This is a genomic window from Streptomyces klenkii (assembly GCF_003626645.1).
GTDB lineage: Bacteria > Actinomycetota > Actinomycetes > Streptomycetales > Streptomycetaceae > Streptomyces > Streptomyces klenkii.
In genome coordinates this window covers 1-1,136 of sequence record NZ_RBAM01000155.1, presented here as the reverse complement: position 1 = coordinate 1,136, position 1,136 = coordinate 1, and the positions used below count along the sequence as shown (strand labels likewise).

At 72.6% G+C, this 1,136-nt stretch carries 2 protein-coding genes; one reads left to right on the top strand and one right to left on the bottom strand.

Annotated features, from left to right (window positions below; translation table 11 throughout):
- Positions 1-618 (bottom strand): endonuclease III domain-containing protein (locus D7231_RS35395; protein WP_147449911.1); only part of this gene is annotated, 618 nt, incomplete at its 3' end.
- 254 nt (positions 619-872) lie between these two features.
- Between D7231_RS35395 and D7231_RS35390 the strand changes: the two genes are divergently transcribed.
- Positions 873-1,136: Crp/Fnr family transcriptional regulator (locus tag D7231_RS35390; protein WP_147449910.1), on the top strand; the 264-nt coding region annotated here is incomplete at its 3' end.

The following is a 1,136-nucleotide window of genomic DNA, read 5'->3' as shown; positions in this document are numbered from 1 at the left end:
GATCGAGGCCGAGGTCGCCGAGATCTTCTCCGGGTCCTTCTGCTCCGTCCACCGCCACCGCCGCACCAGCCGCTGGAAGTGCGTGTCCACGGTGATGCCCGGCTTGCCGAAGGCGTTCCCCAGCACGACGTGGGCGGTCTTGCGGCCCACGCCCGGCAGCGTCACCAGGTCCTCCAGGCGCCCGGGGACCTCGCCGCCGAACCGGTCGCGCAGCCCCGCCGAGAGCCCTATGAGCGCCTTCGCCTTGCTGCGGAAGAAGCCGGTGGGCCGGATCAGCTCCTCCAGCGCCGCCGGGTCGGCCGCCGCCATGTCCTCGGGCGTGGGGTAGGCGGCGAAGAGGCGGGGGGTCGTCTGGTTCACCCGCAGGTCGGTGGTCTGGGCGGACAGGACGGTGGCCACCAGGAGCTGGAAGGAGTTCTCGAAGTCCAGCTCGGGATGGGCGTAGTAATACACCTCGCCCAGGACGCGGTCGATCTTCCGGGCGCGGCGGACCATGCCGAGCCGGGTCTCCCCGCGGCCGCCCGCGGCGGGCCTCACCCGCGCGGCCCCGGCGCGTTCGCTCTCGGCGGAATCCCTGTTGGCGCTCACCCGTCCGGCCCTCTCCTTCGCCTGTCGCATCCCCCGCGCGACTCACGCGCCCCACGGGGTCTCAGCCACCCGGCCAGCGTAAACGGCCCCACCGACATTCGCCGGGTCCCCGCGCCATGACCCACCGAAGGGGCCCCTGGCGTGGGCTTCGCCGCCGACGTGCGTCAAACTTGTGACTGATAGCACTGTCGCGGCGTCCGGCATGATGTGGGGCAACCTGGCGACCCCCTGACCGTAGCCGCCCCGGGCCCCGGCCGAACCCAGGCCGACAAGGAGAGGAACTCGTGGACGACGTTCTCCGGCGCGCACCGCTGTTCGCGGCGCTCGACGACGAGCAGGCCGCTGAGCTGCGCGGTTCCATGGCCGAGGTGACCCTGGCTCGCGGCGACACCCTCTTCCACGAGGGCGACCCGGGCGACCGGCTCTACGTCGTGACGGACGGCAAGGTCAAGCTGCACCGCACCTCCCCCGACGGCCGGGAGAACATGCTGGCCGTCCTCGGCCCCGGCGAGCTGATCGGCGAGCTGTCCCTCTTCGACCCGGGCCCG